Annotated in this window: 18 protein-coding genes and 5 tRNA genes; 11 read left to right on the top strand and 12 right to left on the bottom strand. The window is 58.3% G+C overall.

The genetic code is table 11. The features are described from left to right. Window positions 1-153: 153 nt before the first annotated feature. A complete protein-coding gene (locus GWQ27_RS17780; RefSeq protein ID WP_275907920.1) occupies window positions 154-1,446 on the top strand; it encodes a PTS transporter subunit EIIC in 1,293 nt (430 codons plus the stop codon). A 9-nt stretch (window positions 1,447-1,455) separates the two neighbouring features. Here the strand turns inward: GWQ27_RS17780 and GWQ27_RS17775 are convergent, their stop codons facing one another. After that, the gene (locus GWQ27_RS17775) at window positions 1,456-2,406 is read right to left on the bottom strand and encodes an AEC family transporter (protein WP_275907919.1); all 951 of its coding nucleotides are present in this window, start codon (window positions 2,404-2,406) and stop codon (window positions 1,456-1,458) included. 140 nt (window positions 2,407-2,546) lie between these two features. Between GWQ27_RS17775 and treR the strand changes: the two genes are divergently transcribed. The 5 genes from treR to GWQ27_RS17750 all read left to right on the top strand — a co-directional run bounded on the left by treR (window position 2,547) and on the right by GWQ27_RS17750 (window position 8,171). Next, the gene (treR, locus tag GWQ27_RS17770; protein WP_275907918.1) at window positions 2,547-3,494 is read left to right on the top strand and encodes a trehalose operon repressor TreR; all 948 of its coding nucleotides are present in this window, start codon (window positions 2,547-2,549) and stop codon (window positions 3,492-3,494) included. A gap of 191 nt (window positions 3,495-3,685) precedes the next feature. Then, entirely contained in the window at window positions 3,686-5,116 is a 1,431-nt protein-coding gene (gene treB, locus GWQ27_RS17765; RefSeq protein WP_011898304.1) for a PTS trehalose transporter subunit IIBC, read from the top strand. Window positions 5,117-5,186: 70 nt separating this feature from the next. Next, on the top strand, window positions 5,187-6,848 hold the full coding sequence (gene treC, locus GWQ27_RS17760; RefSeq protein WP_275907917.1) for an alpha,alpha-phosphotrehalase: 1,662 nt from the start codon (window positions 5,187-5,189) through the stop codon (window positions 6,846-6,848). A 3-nt stretch (window positions 6,849-6,851) separates the two neighbouring features. Continuing rightward, a complete protein-coding gene (locus tag GWQ27_RS17755; RefSeq protein WP_275907916.1) occupies window positions 6,852-7,463 on the top strand; it encodes a sugar O-acetyltransferase in 612 nt (203 codons plus the stop codon). Between the two features lie 375 nt (window positions 7,464-7,838). Continuing rightward, complete coding sequence (locus GWQ27_RS17750; RefSeq protein ID WP_017412399.1) at window positions 7,839-8,171, top strand: hypothetical protein; 333 nt, start codon at window positions 7,839-7,841, stop codon at window positions 8,169-8,171. Between the two features lie 91 nt (window positions 8,172-8,262). Here the strand turns inward: GWQ27_RS17750 and nhaC are convergent, their stop codons facing one another. Next, window positions 8,263-9,672 carry a Na+/H+ antiporter NhaC gene (nhaC, locus tag GWQ27_RS17745; protein ID WP_256685910.1) on the bottom strand — a complete coding sequence of 470 codons (1,410 nt, stop codon included), beginning with the start codon at window positions 9,670-9,672 and terminating at the stop codon, window positions 8,263-8,265. Between the two features lie 301 nt (window positions 9,673-9,973). On the opposite strand from nhaC, the gene GWQ27_RS17740 reads away from it, so the two are divergent. Continuing rightward, window positions 9,974-10,183, top strand: coding sequence for a hypothetical protein (locus GWQ27_RS17740; protein WP_265462593.1), 210 nt, complete (start codon window positions 9,974-9,976; stop codon window positions 10,181-10,183). Here the strand turns inward: GWQ27_RS17740 and GWQ27_RS17735 are convergent. The 9 genes from GWQ27_RS17735 to rsmC all read right to left on the bottom strand — a co-directional run bounded on the left by GWQ27_RS17735 (window position 10,178) and on the right by rsmC (window position 15,163). After that, window positions 10,178-10,450, bottom strand: coding sequence for a late competence development ComFB family protein (locus GWQ27_RS17735; protein WP_059111923.1), 273 nt, complete (start codon window positions 10,448-10,450; stop codon window positions 10,178-10,180). The genes GWQ27_RS17740 and GWQ27_RS17735 overlap by 6 nt on opposite strands. Window positions 10,451-10,559: 109 nt before the next feature. Further along, window positions 10,560-10,645: transfer RNA gene (locus tag GWQ27_RS17730), tRNA-Leu, on the bottom strand. A gap of 71 nt (window positions 10,646-10,716) precedes the next feature. Next, window positions 10,717-10,802: transfer RNA gene (locus tag GWQ27_RS17725), tRNA-Leu, on the bottom strand. Between the two features lie 44 nt (window positions 10,803-10,846). Then, window positions 10,847-10,932: transfer RNA gene (locus GWQ27_RS17720), tRNA-Leu, on the bottom strand. Between the two features lie 44 nt (window positions 10,933-10,976). Then, window positions 10,977-11,062 (bottom strand) — tRNA-Leu (locus GWQ27_RS17715). Window positions 11,063-11,115: 53 nt separating this feature from the next. After that, a tRNA-Leu gene (locus tag GWQ27_RS17710) sits at window positions 11,116-11,201 on the bottom strand. 116 nt (window positions 11,202-11,317) lie between these two features. After that, a complete protein-coding gene (gene glgA / locus GWQ27_RS17705) occupies window positions 11,318-12,778 on the bottom strand; it encodes a glycogen synthase GlgA (RefSeq protein ID WP_265433576.1) in 1,461 nt (486 codons plus the stop codon). After that, window positions 12,768-13,985, bottom strand: a complete 1,218-nt coding sequence (gene glgC, locus GWQ27_RS17700; RefSeq protein ID WP_058394546.1) for a glucose-1-phosphate adenylyltransferase — start codon at window positions 13,983-13,985, stop codon at window positions 12,768-12,770. The genes glgA and glgC overlap by 11 nt, the downstream gene beginning before the upstream one ends. 149 nt (window positions 13,986-14,134) lie before the next feature. After that, window positions 14,135-15,163: a 16S rRNA (guanine(1207)-N(2))-methyltransferase RsmC gene (gene rsmC / locus GWQ27_RS17695; protein WP_265433575.1), complete on the bottom strand. Its 1,029-nt coding sequence runs from the start codon at window positions 15,161-15,163 to the stop codon at window positions 14,135-14,137. A 279-nt stretch (window positions 15,164-15,442) separates the two neighbouring features. Between rsmC and dapA the strand changes: the two genes are divergently transcribed. The 4 genes from dapA to GWQ27_RS17675 all read left to right on the top strand — a co-directional run bounded on the left by dapA (window position 15,443) and on the right by GWQ27_RS17675 (window position 19,814). Next, window positions 15,443-16,315, top strand: coding sequence for a 4-hydroxy-tetrahydrodipicolinate synthase (gene dapA / locus GWQ27_RS17690; protein WP_111588866.1), 873 nt, complete (start codon window positions 15,443-15,445; stop codon window positions 16,313-16,315). Between the two features lie 94 nt (window positions 16,316-16,409). Next, window positions 16,410-18,050: a GGDEF domain-containing protein gene (locus tag GWQ27_RS17685; protein ID WP_275907915.1), complete on the top strand. Its 1,641-nt coding sequence runs from the start codon at window positions 16,410-16,412 to the stop codon at window positions 18,048-18,050. 4 nt (window positions 18,051-18,054) lie between these two features. Beyond that, window positions 18,055-19,158 carry an HDOD domain-containing protein gene (locus GWQ27_RS17680; RefSeq protein WP_219593081.1) on the top strand — a complete coding sequence of 368 codons (1,104 nt, stop codon included), beginning with the start codon at window positions 18,055-18,057 and terminating at the stop codon, window positions 19,156-19,158. A 65-nt stretch (window positions 19,159-19,223) separates the two neighbouring features. Continuing rightward, a complete protein-coding gene (locus GWQ27_RS17675; RefSeq protein ID WP_219597933.1) occupies window positions 19,224-19,814 on the top strand; it encodes a beta-phosphoglucomutase family hydrolase in 591 nt (196 codons plus the stop codon). Between the two features lie 136 nt (window positions 19,815-19,950). Here GWQ27_RS17675 and hfq read toward each other — a convergent pair whose 3' ends face one another. Next, window positions 19,951-20,310 carry an RNA chaperone Hfq gene (gene hfq, locus GWQ27_RS17670; RefSeq protein WP_005313994.1) on the bottom strand — a complete coding sequence of 120 codons (360 nt, stop codon included), beginning with the start codon at window positions 20,308-20,310 and terminating at the stop codon, window positions 19,951-19,953. Window positions 20,311-20,355 lie beyond the last annotated feature (45 nt).

The following is a 20,355-nucleotide window of genomic DNA, read 5'->3' as shown; positions in this document are numbered from 1 at the left end:
TGGGGTTGAAAGCAGTGGAAAATGTGAGCTAGGTAAAGAAACGGCAAAATGGTTGCGGATACTACGGAAACAAAACCACAAAGCCGTCAAAATGGCGTCCAAGCCTCAAGATGACAGGGGCCAACACACAGCGAAGGGACGGAAAATCGAGTGATGAATCTGCAATGGATGGCAATGCTGGTCGGCATGATCGAGCAGCGCATGGTACCGTTTGCCAATTGGTTGACCCGCAGTCGCCATGTGCTCTCATTGCGCGATGGTTTTCAGTTGGCCATGCCTTTCGTCATCGTCGGCAGCCTGCTGGTGCCCATACTGTTTCCCCCCATCGCCCCCGATACCCCCCACGCATTCGGCCAGTGGCTGCACTGGCTGGCCCATGAGCTGCACCCTTTCCTGTTTCCCGTCTATTCCCACACTCTTGGGCTGGTGGCACTGATCATTGCGTTTGGGGCGGCCTCAAGCCTGGCAAAGGCATACGAAATGCCGGAGCGACTGTGCGGCCTGGGGGGGTGCATGGCGTTTTTGATGTTGATCGACTTTCGTTCGCTGCAACCCGGGGTGTTTGGCTATCTGGGTGGGGCAGGGATTTTCACGGCCTTGCTGATGGCGTTCTATTCGGTGGAGGTGACCCGCTTCTTCTATCGGCGTGGCTGGTATATCCATATGCCGGACGAGGTGCCAGTGATGACGAGGCGGGGGTTCCAGCTGATAGTGCCTCTGCTGTTCACCATGCTCTCCCTCAGCCTGATGCGACTCTGGTTGCTGCAGCAGTTCGGGATCAGTCTGCCGGATTTCATGGCTTCCCTGTTCCGGCCATTGATAGTCGGGGCCGACACCTTGCCAGCCCTGCTGATCACCTTGCTGATTGCCCATCTGCTCTGGTTTATGGGGATCCATGGGGCCCTGATAGTGACAGGTTTGCTGTCACCTTTCTGGATGGCCGGCGTGAGTGCCAATCAGGCGGCCTTGATGGCGGGGGAGCCCTTGCCTCATATTTTCCTGCAAGGGTTCTGGGACTATTACCTGCTGATCGGGGGGATTGGGACTACCTTGCCACTGGTGTTTATGGCCATGCGCAGTCGCTCTCACTCGATTCAGTCGGTGGGCAAACTGGGGTTCATCCCGTCCCTGTTCAATATCAATGAGCCACTGCTGTTTGGCTTTCCCATCATCATGAACCCGCTGTTCTTTTTGCCGTTCATCAGCGTGCCGCTGATCAATGCTGTGCTGGCCTGGCAGTTGACCCAGTGGGGTTTTCTAGACCGCTTCATCGCCTTGTTGCCCTGGTCGATGCCCTCGCCGCTGGGGGCCGCATGGGCGGCCAATGGCAGCTGGAGCAATGGCCTTATGAGTCTGGTCTGTATCCTCAACAGCTATGTACTCTATCGCCCCTTCTTTCTGGCCCACGAGAAGATGGTGCTGGAGCAAGAACATGAAAGAGCCTGACCAAATGGATTACCCCATCAACCCCAGATAGTTCATCAGGGCGGCGCCCAGGCTGGTGGTGATGAGCGAGCCCAGCGTGGTGGTGGCTATGATGTTGGCGGCCAGTGCGCTGTCGCCCCCCATGGCGCGGGTCATCACATAGCTGGCGGCAGCAGTGGGGGTGGAACTTATCAAAAACAGTATGCCGAGGGCCTGCTGGCTGAAGCCCAGCGCCCAGGCCCCCAGCACCAGCAACAAGGGAATGCAGAACAACCGGTTGACGGTGGCCCAGCCGGTCAGCATGGCGCCGCCGCGCAGGGCTTTGAGATTGAGACTGGCGCCGGTGCAGAGTAGGGCCAGTGGCAGTGTCATGTTGGCGAAGTAGTTGCCCGTCGTGATGACCAGCTGGGGCAACTCAATGCCGAGCAGGCCAAATGGCATGGCCGAGAGGATGGCGATGATGAGAGGGTTTTTGGCGATCCCGTTAAGAATGGGTTTGATCCCTTTGCCGCCTCCCAGACTGCGGGTGAGGGTGATGACGGCCAGGATGTTGTAGAGCACGGTTACCGAGCCCACCAGCAGGGCGGCGGCGCCGATCCCCTCCGGCCCGTAAGCGTTTTGCACATAGGCCAGCCCCATGATCCCCATGTTGCCGCGAAAGCTGCCCTGCACGAATATGCCGCGCTGACGTCGCTCAGTGATGAAGCGGGCCGCCAGTGCCTCAAGGATCAGAAAGCCGGTGAGGGTGCCGAGCAAGCCGTAGACGATGAGCCAGGGGCTCGGCATGGTGGAAAAATCGGTGCGCACCATGCTGAGAAACAGCAGGGCCGGCAGTGTGACCTGAAACACCAGGCGGGAAGCGGATTCGACGAAGCTGTCTGGCAGCAGACCCAGCTGCTTTAGCCAGATGCCGAGCAGCAGTACCACGCAGATGGGGCCCGTGATGGAGAGGGAGAAGTGCAGACTTGCCAACAGATCCATGATGCGCGTCCTGTGCGATGGCGAGCGGCACGACGTTCGCCGGGGCAAAAAAGGCATTCTAACGCCATGGGCTTGTATTCACAGGGCTTAATCACAACAATGTGGGCAATTCCACCGCCGAGCCCCCTGTGAGCCAATTCATGGACAAGAAACTGACCATCCTCGATATCGCCCGCCTCTCGGGTGTCGGCAAGTCGACCGTCTCCCGGGTGCTCAATCAGGATCCCAAGGTGAAGCAGGCGACCCGCGAGCGGGTGGAGCAGGTCATCGCCGAGCACGGCTTCGTGCCGAGCAAGTCGGCCCGGGCCATGCGCAGCCAGAGCCAGCAGGTGGTGGGGATCATCGTCTCGCGCCTCGATTCCAGCTCGGAGAATCAGGCGGTGCGTGGCATGCTGGAAACCCTCTACCAGCGCGGCTATGACGCCGTGCTGATGGAGAGCAAGTTTTCTCCCGCCAAGGTGCAGGAGCATCTGGCTGTGCTGGAGCGGCGCGGGGTGGATGGCATCATTCTCTTTGCCTTCAACGATCTGGACTACGACGCTATGGCACCGCTCAAGGACAAACTGGTGCTGGTGGCGCGCGAATATCCCGGTTTCTCCTCTGTCTGTTTCGACGATGGGGGGGCGGTGCGCACCATGCTGGCAGAGCTGGCGACCCGTGGAGTAGGCGATATCGCCTATCTGGGGGTGGATACCTCGGATCTCACCACGGGTCAGCGCCGGCTCGATGCCTATCTCGGCTACTGCGCCGAACAGGGATTGAGCCCGCGCAGTGCCCTCGGTGATCTCAGCCTGCAAAGCGGCTACCGGCTGGCTGCCGACTTGCTTACCTCCACCACCCAGGCGCTGGTCTGCGCCAGTGACACCCTCGCCATAGGTGCAGCAAAATACTTGCAAGAACAAGGGCGTAGCGAAGTGCTGGTGACCGGCCTTGGCAACAACCCCATGCTCAGTTTTCTCTTTCCCAATGCCCTTAGCCTAGATCTTGGCTACAAAAGGGCAGGGGAGCAGGCGGCCCGCCAGCTGCTCGGCCAGATTGAGCAGGGCCGCTGTCCGCTGGCGACCATAGCCCCTTGCCACACACTGTGAGCCCCATCACTTAGCCCTGCACAAAAAACACGCTTTTTGTGATGTTGACCACGAAATGGGAACGTTCCCATTTCGGTCTGTTCAAATTGGCTGCATGCTAAATGGGAACGATACCAAAAACGCTCCGGCCGACAGACTGGCCCAAAAGGGCGAGGCAGACCAATATCAATGGAGTCACAGAGGGAAGACTCATGTCCAAGATCAACGCACAGCAGCTTGCCACCCTGATCGACAAGATCGGCGGCAAGGAGAACATCGCCACCGTCAGCCACTGCTTGACCCGATTGCGCTTCGTCCTGAACGATCCGGCGAAAGCAGACAGCAAGGCCATCGAGACCATACCGGCGGTAAAGGGTTGTTTCACCAATGCTGGCCAGTTCCAGGTGGTGATCGGCAACGAGGTGGATGACTGGTACAAGGCGCTCACCGAGGAGATTGGTGTCAGCGGTGGCAGCAAGGATGCCGCCAAGCTGGCTGCCCGTCAGAACATGAATCCGCTGGAGCGCGGCATCTCCCACCTGGCGGAGATCTTCGTGCCTTTGTTGCCCGCCATCATCACAGGCGGTTTGATCCTGGGTTTTCGCAACGTCATCGGCGACATCAAGATGTTCGACGACGGGACCCACACTCTGGTCGAGATCAGCCAGTTTTGGGCTCAGGTGCACGCCTTCCTCTGGCTGCTGGGTGAGGCCATCTTCCATTTCCTGCCGGTGGGCGTCTGCTGGTCCGCGGTCAAGAAGATGGGCGGCTCCGAGATCCTCGGTATTGTGCTGGGTATCACCCTGGTCTCGCCGCAGCTGATGAATGCCTATGGCATCGGCCAGCAGACCCCGGAAGTGTGGGACTTCGGCCTCTTTGTCATCCAGAAGGTGGGTTATCAGGCCCAGGTCATTCCGGCGCTGCTGGCGGGGGTATTCCTTGCCTGGGTTGAAACCAACCTCAAGCGCATCATTCCGGCGTATCTCTATCTGGTGATAGTGCCCTTTATCTCCCTGCTGCTGGCGGTGATAGTGGCGCACGCCTTTATCGGCCCCTTCGGTCGCTGGATTGGTGACGGTGTCGGCTTTGCCGCCAAGGCCGCCATGACCGGCTCCTTCGCGCCCATTGGTGCCGCCCTGTTCGGCTTCCTCTATGCGCCCCTGGTCATCACCGGCATCCACCACACCACCAACGCGGTGGACTTGCAGCTGATGCAGAGCATGGGTGGCACCCCGATATGGCCGCTGATCGCCCTGTCCAATATCGCCCAGGCATCTGCCGTCGTAGGGATCATCCTCATCAGCCGCAAGGAGAACGAGCGGGAGATCTCCGTGCCTGCCGCTATCTCGGCTTACCTGGGGGTGACAGAACCGGCCATGTACGGCATCAACCTCAAGTACAAGTTCCCCATGCTGTGCGCCATGGTGGGCTCGAGCTGCGCGGCCCTCATCTGCGGCTTCGCCGGTGTGATGGCCAACGGCATAGGGGTAGGGGGCCTGCCGGGTATCCTCTCCATCCAGCCGCAATACTGGGCCATCTACGCCATCGCCATGCTGGTGGCGATAGTGGTGCCCCTGGTGCTGACCCTGCTGGTCTACAAGCGTCAACAGGCCTCGGGCAAACTGGCTCAAGCCATCGCTTGAGTGCACTCATCAGGGCGGCCTCGCAAGGGGCCGCCCTCTCCATTTTTTATTCGAGACAAGAGAAAGACCCATGAGCCAAACTCCCTGGTGGCAGAGCGCCGTGATTTACCAGATCTACCCCAAGAGCTTTCAGGATTCGGGTGCCCGTGGCACCGGCGATCTCAAGGGGATCATGGCCCGCCTCGATTATCTCAAGACCCTGGGGGTCGATGCCCTCTGGCTGACCCCGGTTTATGTTTCCCCCCAGGTGGATAACGGCTATGACATTGCCGATTACTACCAGATTGATCCCGCCTACGGCACCATGGCCGATTTCGAGGCGCTGCTGGCGGCAGCCCATGCCCGTGACATTCGTATCGTGATGGACATAGTCGTCAACCACACCTCCACCGAGCACGCCTGGTTCAAATCGGCGCTGGGGGATAAAAACAGCCCCTACCGCGACTACTACATCTGGAAAGATCCGGTGGATGGTTGTGTGCCGAACAACTGGCAATCCAAGTTTGGTGGCAGTGCATGGGAGCTGGATGCCGCCACCGGCCAGTACTATCTGCACCTGTTTGCCCGCGAGCAGGCGGATCTCAACTGGGAAAACCCGGCGGTGCGCGCCGAGGTCAAAAACATCATTCACTTCTGGGCCGGCAAGGGGGTTGATGGCTTCCGCCTTGATGTCATCAACCTGATTTCCAAGGATCAGACTTTCCCGAACGACGACGTGGGCGATGGCCGCCGCTTCTATACCGACGGGCCGCGCATCCACGAATTCCTGCAGGATGTGAGCCGCGACGTATTCGCCCCGGTCGGCGCCATGACGGTGGGTGAGATGTCCTCCACTTCGCTGGCGCACTGCCAGCGCTACGGTGCCCTTGATGGCTCCGAACTCTCCATGGTGTTCAACTTCCACCACCTCAAGGTGGATTACCCCAACGGCGACAAATGGACCAAGGCGCCGTTCGATTTTCTCGAACTCAAGCGTATCTTCAACCATTGGCAGAGCGGCATGCACGGCAAGGGCTGGTCGGCCCTGTTCTGGTGCAACCACGATCAGCCGCGCATCGTCTCCCGCTTCGGGGACGAGGGCGAGCATCGCGTTGCTGCCGCCAAGATGCTGGCCAGCACGCTGCACGGGCTGCAGGGCACCCCCTACATCTATCAGGGGGAGGAGATTGGCATGACCAACCCCGGTTATCAGAGCATTGATGACTATCAGGATGTGGAGAGCCGCAATATCTTCGCCATCAAGCAAGCCGAAGGCATGAACGAAGCCGAGATCCTCGCCATTCTCGGTGCCAAGTCTCGCGACAACTCCCGTACACCCATGCAGTGGAGCACAGCCCTCAATGCCGGCTTCACCCAAGGTTCGCCCTGGCTCAGGCCCGCTGCCAATTACACCGAGATAAACGCCGAAGCGGCACTGGCCGATCAGGGCTCAGTGTTCTGGCACTACCGGAATCTGATCGCGCTTCGCAAGGCGCATCCCATCTTTACGCAGGGGGATTATCAGGAGCAGTTGCCAGGCCATCAGCGCATCTGGGCCTATACCCGCAGTGCCAAGGGTCAGACCCTGCTGGTGGTAAGCAATTTCTACGGTGAGCCTGTGGCCTTCGACTTGCCGCAAGATCTGCAAGAGAGGGAAGGCCGTCTGCTGCTTGGCAACTACCCCGATAGCCCGGCAATGCCGCAATCTTGTATGCTGCGTCCCTATGAATCTCTGATCTGGCTGGTGGCGTAGGTGGTGAGCGAGGTGATGGCAAAAGCAATGGCCCCGGTGCACGGCACCGAGTGGCAAAAGATGGTGGCGGGTCAGCCCTATGATGCGGGCGATCCCGAGCTCAAGGCGGCGCGTGAGCGCTGTCGTTTCCTTTATTACACCTTCAACACCAGTTGGCAGGAGAAACCGGCGCGGGATGTGCTGCTGCGGGAACTGCTCGGCAGCCGGGGCAATGTGTGTGCTATCAACCCGCCTTTCTTCTGCGACTATGGCGCCAATATCCATGTGGGGGAGAACTTCTACGCCAACGTCAACTGCACCATCCTCGACGTGTGCGAGGTGCATATCGGCGACAACGTGCTGTTGGCCCCCGGGGTGCAGATCTACACCGCCGCTCACCCCGTTGCCCTTGTCCCTCGGGTGGCGGGGGTCGAGTTTGGCAAACCAGTGCGCATAGGCAACAACGTCTGGGTCGGCGGCAGCACAGTTATCTGCCCCGGTGTCACCATAGGGGATAACAGCGTGATCGGCGCAGGCTCAGTGGTCACCAGAGACATTCCGGCCAATGTGGTTGCCGTCGGCAATCCTTGCAGGGTCTTGCGGCCCATGACGGCAGAGGAGCTGGCGGGCATCTAAATATCAAGGGGCAGGGGATCCTGCCCTTTATGCAGGAAGTTTCCCCCTCATCCCGGTTCTTATCCCCTCCGAAGTTCAGTGTCAGTTGCACCGTGAGCTGTATCTGAACCTGTGATTTACATCACTGTCAGTTTTTTTGAACATCTAGGCCAGTTTATCTCGCTAACAAAGGTGGGCAGAGGTGTTTAATATTCACTCAACGCTTAGGCAGGAACGCCAGGTGGCCAAATAACAGGTTGTTTCAGGCGATGACACCAGAAACCAGAATGTCAGACGTCGGTGAAAGAACTACATACTATTTGAATAACCTCTTGCAAGGATGCATTGATTCAGGCCGAACCGGCCTTGGCAATGACACAAAAACCAAGAGAGTGAATGAACATGAAAAACGTAATCAAGATGCTGGCCGTTGCAGGCCTGATGACTGCCGGTTTTGCTCAGGCTTCCGTTCCCGCTGACTTCAACGCTGCACCGGGCGTGCTGTTTGTGAACTGGCATGCAACCGCCGCTGTGGATGGCAAAACCAACCCCATGCTGGAAGTGCGCAATGAGTCAGGGGATGTGGTGGCTTCCGTTCACGCCAATCTGATGGGCACCCAGCAGGTACGTATTCCGAGCCGCACTCAGGGCAACCTGACCGTCAGCCTGGGTGAGCAGAGCAGCGACTACCGCATCCCGTTCGGTATCGGCAGCGGCAAGCAGCGCTAAGCCGAGCCACATCAGCCGCGGTTTCTACCCCTGAAAACTGTCCAGACACAACAAAGGCGCCCTGAGGCGCCTTTGTTGTTTGTTGTGTGGATCAGCGGGAGCTGGCCGCTTCGATGACGGGAACCCGGTTCACCGCTTTGCCCAGATAGGCGAGGGTGATGGTCACTATGATGCAGGTGAAGCTGAGCCACATGTAGGGCAGGTAGTCGAGGGTCGCCACCCCCAGTACCCCGGCCATGAAGATACCGTTGTCGCTCCAGGGCACCATGCCGCAGGTGAGGGTACCGCCGAACTCGGCGTTGCGGGAGAGGTTCTTGCGTGCCAGTCCCAGCCGGTCGTAGTTCTTGGCCATGATCTTGGGAGTCAGGATCAGTGACACATACATGGCCGAACCGAATACGTTGGCCAGGAAGGCGGTGCCTATGGTGTGGCTGGTCAGGCTGCCGACACTGTTGATGCGCTTCTCGAAGGCATTGGCGATCACTTCCAGAATACCTACCTTCTCCAGCAGGCCACCAAAGCCCAGACCGAAGATGATGACGGCGACCGAACCCAGCATGGATTCCATGCCGCCGCGCCCTAGTATGTTGTCGATAAAGCCGATGCCTGAGGTAATGGGGAAGGGACTGTAGGCGGAATGCATCGCCTTGACCGGATCCATGTCCTGGAACGCTATGGCCCAGACAAGCCCCAGCAGAGCGCCGAAACTGATCACCGGGAAGGCGGGTTTGCGGTTGGCGAGCAGACCCAGTACCAGTACGACCGGCACTACGGCCAGCGGGGTGATGTTGAACTGGTTGTCGAGCGCCTCCATCACCAGATTGACCTGCTCTAGGCTGACGTTGCCCGAATACTGCATGCCGACCACGGTAAATAGTGCGGCCGTAATGATGTAGGAGAGCAGGCTGATGGGCAGCATCCCCTTGATGTGTTCTACCACGTCGACATTGGACATGGTGGAGGCCAGTACCACTGAGTCGGAGAGGGGGGAGAGCTTGTCACCGAAGTAGACACCGGAGAGCACGGCACCCGCCACCAGTGGCGCAGGGACGCCAAGACTGTGGCCTATCCCCATCATGGCGATGCCGGCGGTGGCGGCAGAGCCCCAGGAGGTACCGGTGGCAAGCGAGGTGAGGGAGCAGATGATCAGCGTTGCCAGCAGGAAGATGGACGGGTGTATTACCTTGAGGCCGAAGTAGATGATGCTGGGGACTATACCGCCTGCGATCCAGGTGCCGACCAGGGCGCCGACGGAGACCAGGATCAGGATGGCCCCCATCCCTTTGGAGACACCGTCAACGGCGGCTTGCTCCAGGGATTTGTAATCATGACCCAGCTTGATGCCGAGCCCCATGATGACGAACCAGGCGATGAACAGTGCCAACTGAATTGGCAGGTCCAGTACGCTGGTGAACGAGAATGCCAGGGCCAGGAAAATGGCCAGACAGCCAAATACCTGCAACATGCCCGGTAATCGAATTTGGTTTTGCTGGTTTTGCATAGATGCTTCCTAAACTCTTGCTCGCCAAGGTCGGTCCCTCTCGTCCTGTGGATACCTGTATCCCGAGGGGCCAACCCAAAAGAGGCCGCAATCTACCACAAACCTAGGGGGGCAAATCCCAACTGATTTAGCAAAAATGCAATTTTGATTGAAAAAATTACAAATTAGTTGATCTCATAACCTGTATTTGAGCGCTCTATTGGCCCGAATGTGACATTCGACACCGATAGCAAAGTCTGATTGCATACTCATAAAATACAAATGATAATCGTTATCAAGTGATGCAAGAGGATATATCACCATGATCTGGATCGTGAGAGTCGTGCTGCTGGTCGGACTGCTGGCCGTGCTGGGCTGGGGTCAGGAAAAGGAGTACGGCATCTGGAGTCTGGGTTTTGTGCTGGCTGCCTGGGTCATGCTGGAACCCAGGCTGAGACCTGTCCTGATACTGCTGCCGGTGGCCGGGATGACAGGCATAGCGGCTTTGCTCTGGCAGCAATCCTGGTTATGACTGGGCTGCGGGGGCGTTCTTGACCTTCTCTTGCGCCTGTTTAAGCGATGCGATGACGTTGTTTTCCATCTCGGTGCGCTTGGCGTCGGTCAGGAAGTAGATCATGTCGACATCGTGGCGAATATAGTGGGAAGGCAGCTGGTTCAGGGTCAGGCAGCAGAGATCGGCCATTTGCTCGCTGTTCAGTTTCTGATTCAGCCCCTGCTTTTCGATCTCCTTGAGCACCAGATGTTCATAGAAGTTGTGAATATCGGTATCCAGTATCATATGTGCTCCTTGGCATGACGATGGGCGGTAAGTTGTCAAAAGCATAGTCATAACAAGGAGTAAAAACAAAAGGCCCATCACTCTCGTGATGGGCCTTTTATATAAGGAATGGTGCGAAGAGAGGGACTCGAACCCTCACATCCGTGGGACACTAACACCTGAAGCTAGCGCGTCTACCAATTCCGCCACCTTCGCACACTGATTTTCTCCAGCTGGTTTTTAAATGCGGTTGGAACGCATTGCTCTGTTTTTACATGTCAGAATCATGGTGCGAAGAGAGGGACTCGAACCCTCACACCCGGGGGGCACTAACACCTGAAGCTAGCGCGTCTACCAATTCCGCCACCTTCGCACATTGTGTTACCAGTTTTGATTTACATGCTGTCTGGAGAAGCATGGTGCGAAGAGAGGGACTCGAACCCTCACATCCGTGGGACACTAACACCTGAAGCTAGCGCGTCTACCAATTCCGCCACCTTCGCACATTGTGTTACCAGTTTTGATTTACATGCTGTCTGGAGAAGCATGGTGCGAAGAGAGGGACTCGAACCCTCACACCCGGGGGGCACTAACACCTGAAGCTAGCGCGTCTACCAATTCCGCCACCTTCGCACATTCGGGTTTTCCAGTTGGATTTACATGCTGCTGAATCAGCATGGCAGTATTGGTGCGAAGAGAGGGACTCGAACCCTCACATCCGTGGGACACTAACACCTGAAGCTAGCGCGTCTACCAATTCCGCCACCTTCGCATCACTGCGGTGGGGGATTCTATAGAGTTTTGGATGAGCGTCAACAGCCAAAGGGGACTTTTTTCGCTGTTGACGTTCAAAGCAGCATCAAGGGCACAAAAGTTCAGCAATGAGCATCACTGCCGGGCCAGTGCATCCTGATACATCTGCTCGTATTGAGTGACCGAATCCGGCCAGTTGAAGCGGGTATTCATGGCATTGCGCTGTACCTGGGCAAACCGCTCGGGATCCTGCAGGTAATAGAGCAGGCTGCGGCGCATGGCATCGAGCAGGATATTGGCGGTTGGATCGTTGAAACAGAAGCCGGTGGCATGCTCGGGTTCCGCATCCCAGTCCACGACAGTGTCCTTGAGGCCACCGACGGCCCGTACCAGCGGCAAGGTGCCGTAGGCGAGGCTGTACATCTGGTTGAGGCCGCAAGGCTCGAACAGAGAGGGCATCAGGAAGAAGTCGGCGCCCGCTTCCACCAGATGGGCCAGTCTGTCGTCATAGGTGTTGAGGAAGGCGAGCTTGTCCGGGTATCGCTGTGCCGTGGCCTGCAACTGGGCGGCGAGGGAGGGATCACCCGACCCCACTATCACCACCTGCACCTTGTGATGCAGGAACTTGTCCAGCACGGGTAGCAGCAGGTGTACCCCTTTCTGCTCGGTCAGGCGGCACACCATGCCGTAGATGGGCAAGTCCGTGACCGGCAGGCCCGCTTCCCGCTGCAGCGTCTGTTTGCAGACCCGTTTGCCAGCGAGGTTGTCCACGTCGTAGGTGGCGGGCAGGAAGTCGTCAAATGCCGGATCCCAATCCTTATAGTCACAGCCATTGAGAATGCCGCGCAAGTCGGCAGCGCGCTGCTGGAAGATATTGGCCATGCCGTGGGCGCCCAGGTGGGTCAGCAATTCACTGGCATAGTTGGGACTGACCGCATTGATCTTGTCGGCATAGAGCACACCGCATTTGAGCAGATTGACGTGACCATAGTCGTAGCTGATGCGCTGTTCATAGTCAGCAATTTCGGGCATGGCCCAGAACTGCTCCCGACCGAATACCCCTTGAAAGGCTGCATTGTGAATGCTGATCACGCTGCGGGTGTGCTGGAAGAAGGGGTTGTGAGCATGGCGGGTCTTGAGCAGCAGCGGCAGCAGACCTGTATGCCAGTCGTTGCAGTGCACTATCTCGGGGGCGAAGTCCAGCTGCTCGCAGGCATGCAGGGCTGCGGCCGAGAAGAAGGCGAACCGCTCACCGTTGTCGCCATAGGCCTGGTTGTTCTCGGCGTAGAGCTGGGGCCGATCGAAATATTGCGGGCAGTCGATCAGATAGACACAGACCCCTTCCAGCGCCATCTGGTAGATGCGATAGCCGATGTCCGGCAGTCCCGGATGGGTTGGCAACCAGCGAGAGGCGATCAGTCTGGCCTCATCACGGCGCTTGATCGTCTTGTAGAAGGGCAAGATGATCCTGACGTCATGGCCCTTCTGGGCCAGATACAATGGCAGGGCTCTGGCTACATCTGCCAGGCCCCCGGTCTTCACAAGCCCCTCAACTTCCGAGGCAACAAACAGGATTTTCAGTGGGTTAATAGCCAACTCTTGCTCCCTTAGGTACCACGACGATACCGCCTTCGGATACGGTAAATCTCTCTCTGTCATGGTCCAGATTTTCACCGATCACGGTGCCGGGTGCAATTTCAACGTTCTTGTCAATGATGGCGCGCCTGATGGAGCAACCTTCGCCTATCTTCACATCCCCGAGCAACACTGACTCGCTGATGTGGCTGCAGGGGCCTATGTTGCAGCGAAATCCCAGTATGGAGCGCTGGATCTGGCTGCCCTGAATGAAGCAGCCGCCGGAGATCAAGGAGTTGGCTATCTTGACCTTGCAGTCATCGGTATCGACGAAGGTGGCGGGTGGCAAGGGCGGGTAGTGAGTGTGCAGTGGCCACTTGCGGTTATAGAGGGAGAAGGGGGCATCGTCGGCGACCAGGTCCATGTGTGCCTGCCAATAAGAGTCAAGCGTGCCCACATCGCGCCAGTAGACGGTGGGTTTCTCGCCCGGGATCACGTTGGTGCTGTAGTCATAGACATAGACGGGGGCGCGGGGGAACATGCTGGGAATGATGTTCTTGCCAAAATCGTGGCTGGAGTTCTCCTCGGCGGCGTCACGCTTCAGCTCGCGATAAAGCGCTTCGGTTTCGAAGATGTAGTTCCCCATCGAGACCAATGCCTGGGTAGGATCCCCCGGAATGTGCTTGGGATGTTTGGGTTTTTCTTCGAAGCCGATCATGCGGCCTTCCTGATCCACTTCTATCACCCCGAAGGCGCTCGCCTCCTCGATGGGCATGCGCAGGGCTGCGACGGTCAGGGCGGCGGCCTTCTGTTTGTGGAAGGTCACCATCTGGCTCACGTCCATCTTGTAGATGTGGTCTGAGCCGAAGATGCAGACGTGCTCCGGGTCCGAGATCTCGATGAAACGCAGGTTCTGATAGATGGCGTCGGCCGTGCCGTCATACCAGCGTTTTCCCATTCGCATCTGGGCTGGAATAGGGTCGATGAAGCGGTCCGTGATGCCGACTATGTTCCAGCCCTTCTTCATGTGCAGATAGAGGGACTGGGACTTGAATTGGGTCAAGACGTAGATGCGCAGGAAGTCCGCGTTGACGAAGTTGTTGAGCACGAAATCGATCAGTCGATAACTGCCACCGAACGGGACAGAGGGCTTGCTGCGGGTGGTGGTAAGCGGCTGGAGACGGGTTCCTTCTCCGCCCGCCAGTATCATGGTGAGTATGCCTGCCATCGTATTTCTCTCCCTGAGTTCATACCGTGAAAAGGTTTTCATGTTACTGCAAAAAAACACCCCTAAAGGGGTGGTTTGCGGTATGACAATTACCTTATCAGATCCCGGATGGGGCTCTCTACCTGTTTCCGGTGACTGGTTACACTTATTTACACTTTGCTCAGATAGACCTTGAATTTGGCATCGCTGCTGATTATGTCGGTCTGTTTGAAGTGCGTTTCCAGTATAGGTTGATATCGCAGGAAGGCGTTGGCGACTATGGTCAGGCCACCATTCGCCGACAGGTATTCAGGTGCCTTGGCGAGGAAGGTTTCGGTGGCCGCATAGAAGGTCTTGAGGCCGGCGTGGAAGGGGGGGTTGGAGACGATGTGGTCAAACTTTCCGCTGATGTCGGAATAGACGTCGGAGGCCTGGACTTGTCCCTGCAAACCGTTGATGGCCAGGGTGCGGCGGCTCGACTCCAGCGCAAGTGCGCTGATATCCACCATCTTGACCTCCAGCCCCGGATTGCGTTTGGCCAGCACAGAGCCAATGACGCCGGCACCACAGCCAAAATCGAGCAACTTGCCGCCCATGGGGGGCAGACTGGCCAGCAGCATCTGGGTACCGAGATCCAGTTCGGCAGCGCTGAAAACGCCGGGCAGGGCCAGCACGGTCAGTTCGGTGTCACCGGCCTTGCACTGGTAGCGGCCAAACCAGCTATCCAGCTCGAACGGGGCGACCGGCTTGCAGAGCTCGCCGTGATAGAGAGAGCAGCGGCGGGCCGAGTCGCGCTTGACTGGCTTGTTGCCATAGGCGGCCAGCAGCTTGTCGGCGCCATTGATGCCGCCGCGATTCTCCCCGGCCAGAAACAGGTCTGCACCCGCCTCCAGCAAGGGGGTCATCATGGCCAGCAGGTATTGGGCCTCTGCCTTGGCCTTGGGCATCAGCAGCAGCAGGGCATCGAAACGGGGGGCACCGCCCAGTTGGTGGTCGAACAGGATAGCGTCACCCAACGTTGCCTGCTGGCTGCGGTAGTAGCAATAATCCGTGGTAAACACAGTCAGGGAACTGGCCAGCTCAGCCAGCTGGCGGGGATAGTCATCCTCCAGGGTGCCGCAGACAAGTAGCCGTTTGCCGACAAAGAGGGCTTGGTTTCGTTCCAGCATCTGGCTGACGGCACTGATAGGGCTGCTCATCGGGTCTCTCCACGCAATTTTGGGCGGCCATTATACATAGCCCCTTTCGCCTTGACATTTATGCCGTGTTCCCGAAATATGCCCAGACACCATTTTTTGACCAGAGATGATGAAATGCGGTCCAACGAGTTGAAACGAAAGCACAAAAAAAGCCTGACATTCGGGCCTGCCGACGTTCGCGCGTAACCTCTCATCCCTGAGAAGATTCAACCCCGGTTGCGCAACCCGTACCGGGGTTTTTTATTAGTATTTTTACCGTATCCAGGAGAAGGAAATCCCATGTTTCAAGGTTCGATAGTTGCCCTGATCACCCCATTTCGACAGGGCCAGCTGGATGAGGCCGCACTGGCCCGCCTGGTGGAGTGGCACATAGAGCAGGGCACTCACGGCATAGTGCCGGTCGGTACGACGGGCGAGAGTCCGACCCTGACCCACGACGAGCATTGCCGCGTGGTGAAGTTGGTGGTCAAGCAGGTAGCCGGCCGGGTGCCAGTGATCGCCGGAGCCGGTTCCAACAACCCGGTCGAGGCCATTGAATATACCCGTCATGCCGAGCAGGCGGGGGCCGATGCCACCCTGCACGTGGCCGGTTATTACAACCGTCCCAATCAGGAGGGACTCTATCACCACTTCAAGGCGGTACACGACGCCACCAGCAAGCCCATCATCGTCTACAACATTCCGCCGCGCGCCATCGTTGACGTGCAACCTGCCACCCTGGCCCGTCTGGCCGAACTGCCGCGCATCGCCGGCGTGAAAGATGCCACCGGTGACTTGGCTCGTCCCTGGACCGAGCGTCAGCTCATCAAGAAGCCGTTTGCCTGGCTCTCAGGTGAAGATGCTACCGCGGTGGCTTACAACATAGGTGGCGGGCAAGGCTGTATCTCTGTTACCGCCAACGTGGCACCCAGACTGGTGGCCGAGGTGCAGAACCTGACCCTGGCCGGCAAGTGGCAGGAAGCGCGTGAACTGCAGGACAAACTCATCCCGCTGCATCAGGCCATGTTTGCCGAGCCGAGTCCGGCAGGTGCCAAGTATGCGGTCTCCCTGCTCGGCTTCTGCAGCGAAGAGTGCCGCCTGCCGGTGATGCCGCTGTCAGAAGCGACCCGCGAGCGCATCCGTAGTGCGATGCAGGCATTGAATTTGTTATAAAAATTGGGCTCTGGATCGCGCTTTTGACTGCCTAGTCAATTAATGTGCAATGTTTGCCGATATACTCGCTTGGATACAACCAAGGATGGCAGGCATGCAGGAATGGGATCCAGAGCACTTCACCAGTTTTGAACACCTCTGTGAAGTGACACTGGCAGCAGTCAGGGAAAAGACAGAAGCCGAACAGATTTACCTGTGGTTGCGGGCGCCCGAGTCCCAACTTTACAGTTTTCAACTGGAGCAGGGGCTGATCTGCCTGAATGCAGAGGCCCTTGCGCCCGCCAAACTCCCCATCATCTTCATCGAACATGCGCTCGACAAGGGTCAGCTGGTGGTGGAGCAGACAGCCCCGACCGCCGATGTCTGGGAAACCGTCGAACCGGAAACGCCGTGCCTGCGTGCCTGCTTCCCGCTCAAGCGCCACAAGGGGCTGGAGGCCGTGGTCTATCTGGAAACCCGCCGTCGTCTCGATCGCCTCTCCCGACGCCAGCAGCAGAGTATCCAATTGCTGATGCACTACTTGGCCGCCGAGCTGGAGAGTCGGTTGCTCGCCAGCCAGATCGATCAGGAGCGGGATCAGCGCAGACACACCCAGGCCGATCTCATCCGCAGCCAGGCGTTGCAGGACTCCTTCCTCAGCATGTTGCAGGCGCTCCATCAGGTGGGGGTCAAGCTTTCCCGCTGCGATAGCGAGCAGCAGCTGCTGCACGATGCGGTGGCGCTGGCGCGCCAGGATCTGCAGTTTGATCGCATCGCCATCTTCCTGGTCGACGCCGAGTTCAAGACCATGCGCGGAACTTGGGGAACCAACGAGGCAGGTGAGCTCATCGACGAGCACCACTTCGTCAGCCCCATCCCGGAGCACCCCACTGTGCAGGAGGCGCTGCGTCGCAAGGATTATGTGCTGGTGCTGGAAGATGCGCCGCTCTACTACGAGAAGCAGGAGGTGGGACGCGGCTGGAATGCCATGGTTTCGCTGTGGGACGGAGACATGCCCATCGGCTGGATCGCTGCCGACAACCTGTTGTGGCGTCGGCCACTCAAGGCCTACCAGAGCGAGATCTTCAAGCAGTACGCCGCCATGCTCTCCCAGCTGTTGATCCGCCAACGCACCCAGGCCGCGCTGGAGCATTTCAACCGGGAACTGGAGCTGAGGGTCAGCGAGCGTACCATGCAGCTGGCAGAAACCAACCGGGCACTGGAGGAGGCCAACAAACGACTGTCCATGCTGTCGCTGGAAGACCCCTTGACCGGCATCGCCAACCGTCGTCACTGGGATCTCACCATGCAACGGGAGTGGGAGTGGGCCCGTCGTCATCAGAGCTTGCTGGCGGTGTTGATGATCGATGTGGATGAGTTCAAGTCCTATAACGATCACTTCGGTCATGCCAAGGGAGACCTGTGTCTGCAACAGGTGGCCAGCCTGCTGCAGGAGGCGGAGCGACGACGCACCAATCTGGTGGCGCGCTACGGCGGGGAGGAGTTTGTGATCCTGCTGTGCGGTCCGCAGCCTGGTGAAGCCGAGCGGTTGGCCGAACAGATTCACCAGGGGCTGAGTGAATTAAAGATCCCGCATCCGGCTTCCCGAGTTGCTGATTTCATTACGGTTAGCATAGGCTTTAGCTATCTGGTTCCCTCGCTGGATGGAACATGGCAGAGCTTGACCGAACAGGCCGATCAGGCGCTCTATCATGCCAAGTCGCAGGGGAGGGCGTGTACGCTAGCCTATCGGTGAGCCCATGCTGTTACGTCGTTACCCCATCTTCAACCGCCGTCTTGCCCTCGTTGCCTATGGCATTGATTACCAGCTTGCCGACCCTGCCGAGTGGACTCTGCTCGCAGCGCAATGCCGTCTGCTGGCCCAGGGGCGTCAATACTTGTTGCCCTTCAGCCATGAACAGCTCGATGAGCAACGTCCCTTGCTGTTTGACCCGGATACCATTCCGCTGGTCGAGGCCTCTGCCGAGCGCCTGCCCGCCTCGTTTCCCGTGCTGACCCAGTGGCGTGACTACCGGCGGCGTCTGGCCGTGCACTGCGCCCAGCGCGAACCACGCTGGCTCAACGCCTGCCGTCTGCTGGTGTTCTGGATGGGAGAGGAGGGGATCAGCCAGCCGACCGAGCACAAGCGAATGGCTCTGGACATCGAGACCTGGGGGGATTTTTTGCCGCTCAAGGAGGCCGGGGTCGATTTCTTCGCCGGCGGTTTTCTTGCTCGTCCCGAACTGGTCAATCAGCGCGCAGCCCAGCCGGACATGAAGCTGGTGCAGGAGATACTGCAAGTCATCTGCCACGAGGAGTTCTCTTTTGCCAGGGTCGCCAGCTTGCTGGAGCAGGACGCCTGGCTGCCGGGCCAGCTGCTTACCTATGTCAATGCTCCCGGCTTTGATCACGTCAGCTCCATTACTTCTGTGCCGAGAGCCCTCTCCTATCTGGGGGAGCAGGAGATCCGCAAGTTCGTCCTCATCTACGGGCTGGCGCGGGTCAGTCATCACATGCCGGAGGCCTGTACCCGCATGGCCATCGCCCGTGGCCGCTTCTGCGAGCTGATTGCCATGACTGCGCTTGGCAAGGATGCCGCCAGCTGGGCCTTTCTGGTGGGATTGGTGCTGGATGGTTCACTGCTCTCCGCCCAGCTCAAGGCTCATCTGCCCAAGGATGTGCAGCGGGCGCTGGAGTTCCATGAGGGGCCACTCTTTCATCTGTTCCAACTGGTGAAAACCTACGAGCAAGGAGACTGGCCGCTGCTTGCCCAACTGGCACCGCACTACCAGCTGGATCCTGCCAGGCTGACCCCCATCTATTTTCAGGCACAAATGTGGGGGCAAGCGTTTCTCGCCACCTAGGTCATGGCGATGAGGAGTGGCTCTGGCTAGAATGGGGACCCATTCTCAGACATAGATCCTGCACCATGACCCTATCCGGATTTCAAGGCCTGGTATTTGACCTCGATGGCACCCTGGTGGACTCAATGCCGCTGCATCTTGCCGCCTGGGAACACACTTCCCGGGAGTTTGGCTTTCGTTTCGATGCTGACTGGTTCTATGAGCTGGGCGGCATGCCGAGTCGGAAAATTGCCCTGCTGGTTGCCGAGCAGCAGCAGATCGCTCTGGATCCCGTGGTCGTGACCCGTTGCAAGACAGAGCACTATGTGGCCAATCTGCACAAGGTGGCCGTCTTTCCGGCCATGCTGGAGCTGGTCCAGCGTTATCACGGCCAGATCCCCATGGGGATAGGCACAGGGTCGCCGCGTATCAACGCGCAAGCCGTGTTGCGCAATACCGGACTGGATCGCTACTTCTCCGTGGTGGTGACCGCTGACGATGTGGAGTTGCATAAGCCCCACCCAGATACTTTCCTGCTGGTAGCGAGTCGTTTAGGACTTGAACCGACGACCTGTCTGGTATTCGAGGATACGGGAATTGGCGTGCAGGCCGGTCAGGCTGCCGGGATGCAGACCTGCATGGTCAGGGATGGCAAGCCGGTCGACTTGCAGTACTGAAGAGAAAGCGGTGAGGGAGAGACGCGAGCGGGCCAAGCATAGAGTCCATTCTCATACGGGACAGACATAATCAATGAGAATGGACTCGGTCACCCTTTGACTCAGCAATGGTCTCGGGGTGATTCAGGCAAGCCAGTTACTGCTCGCTGCTGCCGCCCTGATTGTCGTCGTAACGACTCGGGGCTCCGTGGGGGCGCGGCGCCATGGAGACGCGTGGCTTGCGGGCGCGCTGTATGCTGACCTGGGGACGGCCGGAATGCATGGCGATGGTGGAGATCTTGGCCTTGTAGACCAGCTGCTGGTTACCATGGGCATCGGTCAACAGTACGCTGTACTGGTCGAAGCCGCTGATGGTTCCTTCCAGCTTGATGCCGCTCACCAGGAAGATGGCGACCTGACTGCGATTTTTACGCAACCAGTTGAGGGCAGAATCTTGCCCGTTCCCGAGGGAGAAGGCTTGCTCAATCGTGGAGTAGCTTGGGGATTCAGTTGTCATAAATTATTGTCCCGCGGAAAAAAGTGGCGTTTGATTGTGCTAAAT

Source organism: Aeromonas sp. 5HA1 (assembly GCF_029237245.1).
Lineage (GTDB): Bacteria > Pseudomonadota > Gammaproteobacteria > Enterobacterales > Aeromonadaceae > Aeromonas > Aeromonas salmonicida.
The sequence above is the reverse complement of the archived record's forward strand: the minus strand, read 5'-3'. Positions and strand labels throughout refer to the sequence as shown.

Bases quoted from the DNA above. Each gene is read 5' to 3' on its own strand.
- GWQ27_RS17780 (WP_275907920.1), top strand. From the start codon at position 154: ATGAATCTGCAATGGATGGCAATGCTGGTCGGCATGATCGAGCAGCGC.
- GWQ27_RS17775 (WP_275907919.1), bottom strand. From the start codon at position 2,406: ATGGATCTGTTGGCAAGTCTGCACTTCTCCCTCTCCATCACGGGCCCC.
- treR (WP_275907918.1), top strand. From the start codon at position 2,547: ATGGACAAGAAACTGACCATCCTCGATATCGCCCGCCTCTCGGGTGTC.
- treB (WP_011898304.1), top strand. From the start codon at position 3,686: ATGTCCAAGATCAACGCACAGCAGCTTGCCACCCTGATCGACAAGATC.
- treC (WP_275907917.1), top strand. From the start codon at position 5,187: ATGAGCCAAACTCCCTGGTGGCAGAGCGCCGTGATTTACCAGATCTAC.
- GWQ27_RS17750 (WP_017412399.1), top strand. From the start codon at position 7,839: ATGAACATGAAAAACGTAATCAAGATGCTGGCCGTTGCAGGCCTGATG.
- nhaC (WP_256685910.1), bottom strand. From the start codon at position 9,672: ATGCAAAACCAGCAAAACCAAATTCGATTACCGGGCATGTTGCAGGTA.
- GWQ27_RS17740 (WP_265462593.1), top strand. From the start codon at position 9,974: ATGATCTGGATCGTGAGAGTCGTGCTGCTGGTCGGACTGCTGGCCGTG.
- GWQ27_RS17735 (WP_059111923.1), bottom strand. From the start codon at position 10,450: ATGATACTGGATACCGATATTCACAACTTCTATGAACATCTGGTGCTC.
- glgC (WP_058394546.1), bottom strand. From the start codon at position 13,985: ATGGCAGGCATACTCACCATGATACTGGCGGGCGGAGAAGGAACCCGT.
- rsmC (WP_265433575.1), bottom strand. From the start codon at position 15,163: ATGAGCAGCCCTATCAGTGCCGTCAGCCAGATGCTGGAACGAAACCAA.
- dapA (WP_111588866.1), top strand. From the start codon at position 15,443: ATGTTTCAAGGTTCGATAGTTGCCCTGATCACCCCATTTCGACAGGGC.
- GWQ27_RS17685 (WP_275907915.1), top strand. From the start codon at position 16,410: ATGCAGGAATGGGATCCAGAGCACTTCACCAGTTTTGAACACCTCTGT.
- GWQ27_RS17680 (WP_219593081.1), top strand. From the start codon at position 18,055: ATGCTGTTACGTCGTTACCCCATCTTCAACCGCCGTCTTGCCCTCGTT.
- GWQ27_RS17675 (WP_219597933.1), top strand. From the start codon at position 19,224: ATGACCCTATCCGGATTTCAAGGCCTGGTATTTGACCTCGATGGCACC.
- hfq (WP_005313994.1), bottom strand. From the start codon at position 20,310: ATGACAACTGAATCCCCAAGCTACTCCACGATTGAGCAAGCCTTCTCC.